Raw genomic sequence first — 10,000 nt, forward strand, 5'->3', positions numbered from 1 at the left:
GGACCGCGCCGCCGCCGAGGACAACAAGAGCGAGGTGGGCAAGCTCAACCGTGCCTTCCACCTGTCGCTGGTGCGCCCGCTGGGCCGTCAGGTCACCCTGCAGATCATCGAGCGGCTGAACATCATCGCCGAACGCTACGTGTCCAAACATCTGGAACCCGCCGGCCGCGACGACCGCGCACATCAGGAACACTCCACGCTTCTGGACCTGTGGATGCGCGGCAAGGGCGAAGAAGCGTCAGAGCTGATGCACGCGCACATCGCCGAAACGCTTTACGACCTGCGCAAGGAATTCGAGAACGACAAGCGCGCCTGATACCCCCAACGCAGCAAAACCGTCACACTCGAACGGTAAGAAGCTCCCGTTTCCGGGAGCTTTTTTCATGCGTCTGTCCTGTCTTGCCTTCACTGCACTTGTGGCTCTCGCCGGCAATGTCCACGCCGAAGAGGCGCGCACCTGGCTGGCCGGGGATCATCATGTCCACAGCCGCTTTTCGGGCAAGCGCGCCGAAGACGGCACCTATGTGCTGGGCAAGGACGGCATCTACACCCTGCCCGACAATGCGCGCCACGCCCGCCAGTACGGCCTGAGCTGGGTCGTGCTGATCGATCACGGCGGCGAAGGCCTGTCGAAACTGCGCTACGAACAGGCCTATCCGGAGTTTCTGCAGGCGCGGCAGGCGGTGCCGGACCTGATCCAGTTCTTCGGTATGGAACTCGATACGCCGGGCGGCGACCATTCGAGCCTGATCATGGCCATCGACCCGCGCGAGGCCGAGACGCTGCGTCATCTCGAAAGCACCTATGCGGCGAACGAAACGAAAGACCCGGGGCGTGACGACCCGGCGCGCATGATCGCCGCGCTGAGCGAGATGCAGGGGTTGAACCCCCAACCGCTCGTCATCGCCAATCACCCGTCGCGCGGCGCGAAATCACCGGACGGCTATGGCCGCCATACGCCGCAATCCCTGCGCAACTGGATAGACACTGCGCCCGACGTGGCCGTCGGCATGGAAGGCGCGCCGGGCCATCAGGGGGCGAGCCTCAAGAGCGGGGCGACGCCCGACACCCTGCGCAAGCGCGGCTATTACGAGCAGTCGCCGACCTATGGCGGGTTTGACGCCATGACGGCGCGCCTTGGCGGCGTGTGGGACGCGCTGCTGGGCGAAGGCCGCCACTTCGTGGTCACCGCCACCTCGGACTCGCACCGCAATGTCGCGGACGGCGGCGAAGACTTCTGGCCCGGTCAGTACGCCAAGACCTGGGTCAAGGCGCGCAAGGACCCGGCGGACATTCTCGATGGCCTGCGCAAGGGGCGCGTCTTTGTGGCCACCGGCGATCTGGTCAGCGAACTGGATATGGACGTCGCGGGTGCCCATCTGGGCGACACGGCGACGGTTAAAAAGGGCGAAATGGTGCAGGTGTCGGTGCGTTTGCGCGACCCCGCCGGGCCGAACGCCCACGGCGACCACCCGGAACTGAAGCGCGTGGACCTGATCATGGGCGAGGTGACGCGACAGGTGGCCGAGCGCAACCCCACGACCCGCGTGGTGAAGACCTTTACCCCCGCCGACTGGACGCGCGATGGCGAAATCATCACCTTCAACTGGTCTTTTACCGCCACCACAGACGCCTATCTGCGCCTGCGCGGCACGGCGACCGATGAGGCGGAGCCCCTGCCCGATCCGCTCGGCGAAAACCCGTGGCCGGACCTGTGGGTCTATGGCAGCCCGGTCTATATCCAGGTGCGGTAAACCCGTCTAAACAGCCGTCTCGTGCGTAGAACGCACATGACCCAGACAACCGACGACTCCGACACACCCACCCCCGAAATCGCCGCCTGCGGCACGGTCTGCCGCGAGGGCCTGACTGTCTATTTCGACGGCTCCTGCGCTCTCTGTTCCACCGAAATCCGCTACTATTCGACGCGCGCGGGCGAGGCCCTGCGCTTTGTCGATGTGGCCGACCACGCGGTGACGCCTGAGCCCGATCTGCCGCGTGAGGCGGCGCTGAAACGGCTCCATGTGCGTCAGGCCGATGGCACGCTGCTGTCCGGAGCACAGGCCTTCATCGCCATCTGGTCGCAGGTGCCCGGCTGGCGCTGGCTGGCGCGACTGGCCCGCCTGCCCGGCGTGGCGTGGTGTCTTGAGCGCGCCTATCGCGCCTTCCTGCCCGTGCGTCCCGCCCTGTCGCGTCTTGCCCGCGCTTTGGGGGCCAAACCGATGATGCGTCAGCCGTAGCGCTGTCTAATCTAAACTTCGCCACCCGCCGTATAGTTATCCAGAAGCGCTTCTGAGTTCGAGTTTATCGCCACGTTCGGCATCCCCCCAACAGACGGAGACTAAACCCATGATTAAGCGCAATCTATTGCATAAGCTCACCATCGCCCTGCTGGCCACCAGCCTGACCCTGCCGGCCGCTGCTGTGGCTGGCGATTATGCCAAGAAGCCCACCACCACCATAGTTGAAACCGCCGCCGGTAACCCGAACTTCAGCACGCTGGTCGCTGCCGTGAAAGCCGCCGATCTGGTCGGCACCCTGTCTGGTCCCGGTCCCTTCACCGTGTTTGCTCCGACCAATACCGCTTTCGACGCCCTGCCGCAGGGCACGGTGCCGACGCTGCTGAAGCCGGAAAACAAGGCCAAGCTGACCAAGGTCCTGACCTATCACGTCGTCGCCGGTAAGGTGAAGGCCGCCGACCTGATCGCCGCCATCAATGCCCATAATGGTAAGTATACGATCACCACCGTCAGCGGCGATACGCTGGTCGCCTCGCTGTCGGGCGGCAAGGTGCTGCTGACCGATGAATCGGGCGGCGTCGCCACCGTCACCACCACCGACCTCTATCAGAAGAATGGTGTCATCCACGTCATCGACAAGGTCGTTTTGCCGAAATAAAGGTTCGTGTGCAAAGAGGTCCGGTCCCCCTTCCGGGCCTCTTTTACCGTACGCCCGAAAGGTCACGCTATGGATATCATCGTCAATATCGCTATCGGACTGTCGCTGCTGGTCGTGCTGGCGACCTTTATCATGGGCATGTTCGCCTTTGCCCAGAACGGCAAGGAAGCGGGCGCCAAGCTCAACAAGGCGATGGAGTGGCGCGTGCGTACCCAGATCGTCGCCATCGGTATCCTGATCCTCAGCATGGCGATCAAGGCCGGGTCGTAGGTTTTAACGGAAGAGGTACTGGTATCTTCTCGGTTCGTTAACATGACAATGTTATCAATGGGCAAAGTAAATTACTTTCCGATTGCCTATGCCGACCCTGTTTCATCCTGTTTCATATCACCCGCACCTGTTGCGTCAGGCCTATCGCACGCTTGGACCGATGCTGTTGGTCAATCTGGCCTGCGTAATCGGCACCAGCTTCCTGCTCGACATAGCCAACCATCCCCTGCTGTCTGGCTGGGTGGTGGTGCATGTGACGGTCATCCTGATCCGCGGCGGCTCATGGGCGCGCTTTCATCAGGACAAGCGCAACTGGCGGCGCAAAAGCGATTATCAGTTCTGGAAGGCCAGCTACACGGCGGGGCTGCAGCGTCTATATTGGTCTGCTGCTGCTGCCCGCCTCCCTGACCCTCCTGACCCACGACGACACGCATCGCACCCTGGGCCTTCTGGGCCTGATCTTTTTAGGCGTCATGCTGGTCACGCTGCGTGGCAATCATCGTCTGCTGGTGCGCAATCTCACCCTCGAAGACCGCAATCTCAGCCTGATCAAACAGCTCAGCGAGGTCAATCAGGTGCTGGAGGCCAAGGTCAGCGAACGCACCGAACGGCTGGCGCGGCTGGCCCATACCGATAAGCTGACCGGGCTGTTCAACCGATACGGCCTGTTCGACTGGCACCAGAAGCGGATCGAGGCCGAGCCCCACACCCGCACCGTCGTCTTCTTCCTCGATCTCGACCGCTTCAAGCAGGTCAATGACGCCCTGAGCCACGAGGCCGGGGACAAGGTGCTGACCGCCATCGCCCAGCAGATCGAGTCCGTGGCCCCGCCGCAGGCCAAACTAGCCCGCTGGGGTGGCGATGAGTTCGTTCTGGCCTGCCAGGTCACCGGCGACGTCAATGCGCTGGTCGATGAGGTGTCAGAGGCCGTATCGCGCGCCGTCGATATCCCGCTGAACATCGAAGGCACCGATCTCAAGCTGGGGGTCAGTATCGGCTGGGCCTGCCATCCCGATCATGACAAGACCTTTTCGGACATCGTCCACGCCGCCGATCTGGCCACCACCGAGGTCAAGCGCAGCGGCCGCGGGCGGACGCTGGCCTTTGACGAGACCTTTGCCGAAAGCTTGCGCCGCCGCTTCAACCTCAGCCGCGCCCTCAGCGCAGCCATCGGCAGCGACGCCTTGTACGTTGCCTATCAGCCGATCGTCTGCGCCCGCACCGGCGCGCTTATGTCCTATGAGGCCCTGTGCCGCTGGGACCATCCGGAGCTGGGCACCATCCGCCCGGACGAGTTCATCCGTCTGGCCGAAGATACCGACCGTATCGTGGCACTCGGCAACTGGGTGCTGGAACGCGCCTGCGCCGATGCCGTCCAATGGCGCCGTCAGGGGATCGCGGCCAAGGTGGCGGTCAATGTCTCGGTCAAGCAACTGACGCTCGACACCTTCGCCCTGCATCTGGTGTCGATCCTGTCGCGCACGGGCCTTTCGCCGGCCTGTCTGGAGATCGAAGTGACCGAAAGCGTCTTTGACGACGGCCATATCGAGCAGGTCAGCCACACCATCAAACACCTCAAGGCGCTGGGCGTGCACATCCATATCGACGATTTCGGCACGGGCTATTCGTCGCTGTCGCGCCTGCGTCACCTCAATGTCAGCGGCATCAAGATCGATCAGTCCTTTGTCGCCGACCTGAGCGGTCAGAGCCGCGTGATCATCGAAAGCACCATACTGATCGCCCGCGCCTTTGGCCTGACCATCGTCGCCGAAGGGGTGGAAAGCGATGAACAGCGCGACCTGTTGCGCACGCTGGGCGTGGATCAGATTCAGGGCTATCTGCTGGGCCGTCCGCAGCGTCTGGGCGATATTCTCGGCGCGGATACGTTCAGCGAAACGGCGGCGTGAAAACGGCACAAAAAACCCCGGAGCCTTCGCTCCGGGGCTGTTGATTCAGAGCCGAAAGCCGGATCAGAACTGCCAGTTCAGGCCGACAAACACCGTGCGGCCCGACGTCGTGGTGTTCCACAGACGCTTGGCGCCGCGCGCGGCACTACCGCCCGGCCAGAAGCTGTTGTACTGGATTTCCTTCTCGTCGGTCAGGTTGATACCATCCAGCGTCAGGCGCAGGCTGGGCGTCACCTGCCAGAAGGCGGCCGCGTCCACATAGGTGGTCGAGGCAAAGCCACCGCCATCGATCGGATAGTCCGAGCGGAAGTTTTCGGAGACGCGCGCGCCCCATTTGGCGGTTTCATAATAGATGGTCAGGTTGTGGTTGACGTCAGACACGCCCCACAGCGGCCCCTTGACATCGACGCCCTGCACCGAATTGATCGTCGTGGTGTCGATAAAGGTGACGTTGGCGACCATGCCCAGATTGTTGAACGGCGCGGGCAGGAAGACGAAGTCCGTCTGACCGCTCAGCTCAAAGCCCGTCAGCTTGACGTTATTGAGGTTGATCGGACGTGTATATTCCTTGACCGCACTGTTGGCCGTCACCCCGGCACTCAAGCCCTCCGGTAGACCGGTCGAGGCGTAGGAGACATCATTTTCCTTCTTCGACACCACCAGATTGTCGATGTCTTTATGGAAGACACCGCCGGTGACCATGCCGACGCGACCGAAGTACCATTCAACACCCAGATCGTATTCGTCCGACGTATAGGGTTCGAGGTTGGGGTTACCGGTCGAGACGGTGATGGTGTTGGTGGTGGTGTCATTGCTGACCGTACCGTTCATGGCATAGGCCGTCAGCGACGGACGGTTGAGGTTCTTGGACAGGGCGACACGCACCTGCACATTGTCGGTCGCTTCAATCACCATGTTGAAGGCTGGCAGCGTACCTGAATAGGTCTTCACTGTGGTGACCGGTTTGGTGTTGACGGTCGTGATCGTTTTCTTCGGATCGACCGGATCGGGCGTCCTGATCGTTTCCCCCATAAAGCCTTTGGAGGTCAGTTCCGTCTCATAGCCGCGCAGACCGAAGTTCCCTCGCACCGGACGGCCCCCCAGCATGCCCTTGAAATCGACTTGAGCATAGGCGGCATTGGTGTCTTCGGTGACACTGTAGTCGGCATTGCGCACCCAGTTCACAGTGCGCGTCACGCCGTAATAGTTGAGGGCCTTGTCAAAGTCGGCGATGACCCACGACTGGTCTTTGTGACCGGTGAACAGCTTGTAATAGCTGTTGACCTTGTCGTCCGGGCGCGTGCCCCAGGTGCCGTTTTCCCACTCCGACTTCAGGACGTCGTCATTGGTGTACTGACGGCCCGAATTGGCGAAGCTGCGATAGGACAGACCGGCCTTGAAGGTCAGGTTGTCGCTATAGGCATAGGCGGCGTTGATTTCGGCATTTTCCAGCTCGGTCGTCTGATAGCTGCTGAAAAAGTCGATTTCGTGGGCGCGGTAGTTGTTCGGATCGGTCGTGTCCCACTTATAGGTATTACGGCCGTAGTACGGGTCCTGCGTGTAGTCGGTGATCAGGCCGCCAAAGGCTTCCATATAGAACTTGTCCGAATAGGGCAGGTCGTAGGTGGACTTTTCCTTGCCCACATGACCGTTGATATTCAGCGTGTCCGACACCTGCCAGTCGGCGGTGAGAACCATTTGGTCAAATGTGTTTTCGGCCTTCTGACGGCGGGTTTCGGTGGCGAAGACCGTATTATCGACGTCGGCATAGAGGACGCTGTAGTACTGATCGTACTGGATTGAATTCAGGCTGGGGGCCTTTTGCGTCGAAGCCGGGATGCCCGAATGGGTCATGGCCGTGCCGAGGACGGTCGAACCAACGCTGGCTCGCGTGGCCAGGTGTAGCTCGTCACGCTTGTTGGTGAACTCCCCGTGCAGCGCATCCAGCGTCAGGGTCAGGTTTTCCACCGGACGCCATTGCAGGGCCGTGGTGATGCCAAGGCGCGTCTGGTCCGAACCCCACACCGACAGGCGGTTACCGCGCTGGAAGACCAGCAGGCCGGCGGTAGCCAGCGCCTGATCAGCGGCGCTCAGCTTGCTGACATTGGCGGCAAGGGCCTTCTGATTACCCGCACCATAGGTGTTGTAGCCCTGCTCCTGCGTCTGGCGCTCACCATAGGCGACCGAGATCAGAGCGCCGAATTTGCCGTCGTGATTGTACGACAGCATGGCCGCGCCGCGCTTCTGGAAGTCTTCGGTGTTGGAGTTGGTGCCGCCTTGCAGCGAGAAGGCACCCTTCAGGCCCGGCTTGTAGTCGAACGGTTTGGCCGTATAAAGGCCGACCGTCCCGGCCATGCCGCCTTCGTCCTGCTCGGCCGAGAAGGACTTCTTCACATCGACCTTGTTGAACAGGTCAGAGGCGAACAGGTTGAAGTCGAAGGCGCGATCGCGCGAGGTCTGACCGCGCGAATCCATCGGCGAATCGACATTGCCCAGCACTTCCATGCCGTTCAACTGCACGCGGGTGAAGTCCGGCCCCAGACCGCGCAGAGAGACGCGACGGCCTTCGCCGCCTTCGCGGTTGATGGCGACGCCCGGCAGGCGTTGCAGCGATTCCGCGAGGTTCAGATCGGGGAATTTGGCCATATCCTCGGCGACGATGACGTCGGAGACGATATCCGAATTGCGCTTCAGGGCGCGGGCCTGACCCAGCGACTTGCGGAAGCCGCGCACGACGACCTCTTGCGCCTCCTCGCCCGCAGGCGACACCTTGTTGGCCTCTTCGGTTTGCGCCAGGGCCGGCGCGGCGTGGATAAGCGACAGGCTGAGAACGCCGCAGGCGACCCCCGCCAGCAGCGTCTTTTGCGAAACAGACATGAAATAGCTCCCATAGCCACCGCAGGGGGGAGGACGCGGCGGATTGAGGCGCAGGTATGTTTTATTTGTGAAAGCGTATTGTCACTAAAAATACGGTTTTATGACACCCCCCCACCTAACGCCGTTCGCTTGTGTTTTCTCGTCATTTTGTCATGCGGGCGTGGTACGGGCGCTACAGAGGCTTTTGACAACCGAGAAGGTGAACCCATGACCCGTCGCCCCAACCTGTGGCCTGTTGCAGCACTTGTCGCGGCCGTGACCGCCCTGCCCGCTATAGCCTGTGCGCAGTCACTGGAACCGAAGGCCACCGCCGGTCTGCATATGAACGACCTTCAGGCGGTGGGCACGCACAATAGCTACAAGATCGCCATTCCGCCGAAGGAACTGGCCCTGATCGCCGCGCGCAATGCGCAGGGGGCGAAGGCGCTCGACTACGGCCACCTGCCTCTGGCAACGCAGCTCGATCTGGGGATGCGTCAGCTTGAGATTGACTTCCTCTACGATCCGGACGGCGGGCGCTATGCCCATCCGCGCCTGCCGCAGCTCAGCGGCGAACCCTATGATGCCACGGATATGGATAAGCCTGGCTTCAAGGTGTTGCACATGCCCGATGCCGATGTGCGCAGCCATTGCCACACCTTCGTGCAGTGCCTGACGCAGATCCGCGACTGGTCCGACGCTCACCCTGATCACGTCCCCCTGCTGATCATGATGAATGCCAAGGATGGCGCCCCCAGCCTCGACGGCGGCGTGACGCCACTCGCTTACGACGCGCAGGCCTTTGAGGCGCTGGACGCTGAAATCCGCTCGGTCTTCGGGCCGGAGCGCCTGATCACGCCGGATCAGGTGCGCGGTCCGCACAAAACCCTGCGCGAAGGCGCGATGGCCGGCGGCTGGCCGACACTCAAGGCGGCGCGCGGCAAGGTCTTCTTCGCGCTGGACGAAGGTCCGGCAAAGGTCGCCGTCTATATGCGCGGTCACGCCTCGCTGGAGGGCCTGCCCGTCTTCGTCAATTCGGTGTCCGAAGCGGCCGATCACGCCGCCTACTTCACCCTCAACGACCCGGTGAAACAGTTTGAGCGCATTCAGGCGGCGGTGAAGGCGGGCTTTGTGGTGCGCACCCGTGCTGACGATTCGACCACCGAAGCGCGCCGCAACGATCTCAGCCGCTTCACAAAGGCGCTGGCGTCGGGCGCGCAGTATATTTCCACCGACTACCCCACCCCGCGCCCCGAATGGAGCCCCTATCAGGTCCGCCTGCCCGACGGCGTCGCGGCCCGTGCCAATCCGCTTCGTGGACAGGCACCGCGGCATTGAGCCTCCGCGCCTTCCCTTAAGTCAACCTCGCTTCGGCTACACGCAAGGATAGACACTGCGGCGCAGTAATGTCCGTTGCTCTATACTATTGTGAACACAATTATCCGGGGTTTGACGCACTGGAAACTTCGCCATATCGGCATTTATTTCAATTTTTTATGTCAGCTCAGTTGACTTCGCGGGCAAACTGCTGTTTTGGGGAAGGAAAGGTAACAAGGATTCTTGGTTATGGAAGAACAAAACAAGCTGACCGATCTGGTTGTCGATATTGTCACCGCCTATGTCGGTAATAATTCGGTGCCCGCATCTGAATTGCCCGCTCTGATTCACTCGGTGCACAAGGCGCTGGGCGGTCTGACCGGTGAACCGGAAGCAAAGGTCGAAGAAGCCAAGACCCCTGCCGTGTCGATCAAAAAGTCGATCTCGGACGACTACATCATTTGTCTGGAAGACGGTCGCAAGTTCAAGTCGCTGAAGCGTCACCTGCGCACCAAGTACAATATGAGCCCCGAAGAATACCGCGCCAAGTGGAACCTGCCGAAGGATTATCCGATGGTCGCCCCCAACTATGCGGCGGCGCGCTCCAACCTTGCCAAGCAGATGGGCCTCGGCACCGGTGGTCGTCAGGCCGCCCGCAAGCCGCGCAAGGCGTAAGACGTCAGTATAAAAAAAAACGGCAGGCCCGCAGGCCTGCCGTTTTTTTTATGGCTACTTACATACATAGCCGCGCA

At 61.5% G+C, this 10,000-nt stretch carries 9 protein-coding genes; 8 read left to right on the forward strand and 1 reads right to left on the reverse strand.

Features of this window, described 5'->3' with window-relative positions:
* The 6 genes from LDL37_RS11030 to LDL37_RS11055 form a co-directional block, all read left to right on the forward strand.
* The coding region (locus LDL37_RS11030) for an FCD domain-containing protein (protein ID WP_290798053.1) at positions 1-316 on the forward strand (316 nt) is incomplete at its 5' end.
* A gap of 67 nt (positions 317-383) precedes the next feature.
* Complete coding sequence (locus LDL37_RS11035) at positions 384-1,754, forward strand: phosphoesterase (RefSeq protein WP_290798056.1); 1,371 nt, start codon at positions 384-386, stop codon at positions 1,752-1,754.
* A gap of 36 nt (positions 1,755-1,790) precedes the next feature.
* A complete protein-coding gene (locus tag LDL37_RS11040) occupies positions 1,791-2,240 on the forward strand; it encodes a thiol-disulfide oxidoreductase DCC family protein (protein WP_290798059.1) in 450 nt (149 codons plus the stop codon).
* 109 nt (positions 2,241-2,349) lie between these two features.
* Positions 2,350-2,898: a fasciclin domain-containing protein gene (locus LDL37_RS11045; protein WP_290798062.1), complete on the forward strand. Its 549-nt coding sequence runs from the start codon at positions 2,350-2,352 to the stop codon at positions 2,896-2,898.
* Between the two features lie 69 nt (positions 2,899-2,967).
* A complete protein-coding gene (locus LDL37_RS11050) occupies positions 2,968-3,168 on the forward strand; it encodes an HIG1 domain-containing protein (RefSeq protein WP_126423138.1) in 201 nt (66 codons plus the stop codon).
* Between the two features lie 473 nt (positions 3,169-3,641).
* Complete coding sequence (locus tag LDL37_RS11055; protein ID WP_290798068.1) at positions 3,642-5,075, forward strand: bifunctional diguanylate cyclase/phosphodiesterase; 1,434 nt, start codon at positions 3,642-3,644, stop codon at positions 5,073-5,075.
* A gap of 63 nt (positions 5,076-5,138) precedes the next feature.
* On the opposite strand, the gene LDL37_RS11060 is transcribed toward LDL37_RS11055, so the two are convergent.
* Positions 5,139-7,952, reverse strand: a complete 2,814-nt coding sequence (locus tag LDL37_RS11060; protein WP_290798071.1) for a TonB-dependent receptor — start codon at positions 7,950-7,952, stop codon at positions 5,139-5,141.
* 207 nt (positions 7,953-8,159) lie between these two features.
* Here LDL37_RS11060 and LDL37_RS11065 point away from each other — a divergent pair, with 207 nt between their 5' ends.
* Together LDL37_RS11065 and LDL37_RS11070 are read left to right on the forward strand one after the other, a co-directional pair.
* The gene (locus LDL37_RS11065; RefSeq protein ID WP_290798074.1) at positions 8,160-9,269 is read left to right on the forward strand and encodes a phosphatidylinositol-specific phospholipase C1-like protein; all 1,110 of its coding nucleotides are present in this window, start codon (positions 8,160-8,162) and stop codon (positions 9,267-9,269) included.
* 228 nt (positions 9,270-9,497) lie between these two features.
* Positions 9,498-9,923 (forward strand): MucR family transcriptional regulator, encoded by a 426-nt coding sequence (locus tag LDL37_RS11070; RefSeq protein ID WP_013480837.1) that lies wholly within the window; start codon positions 9,498-9,500, stop codon positions 9,921-9,923.
* The last annotated feature ends 77 nt before the right edge of the window (positions 9,924-10,000 follow it).

It is taken from the genome of Asticcacaulis sp., assembly GCF_020217185.1.
In the GTDB taxonomy this organism is placed as follows: domain Bacteria; phylum Pseudomonadota; class Alphaproteobacteria; order Caulobacterales; family Caulobacteraceae; genus Asticcacaulis.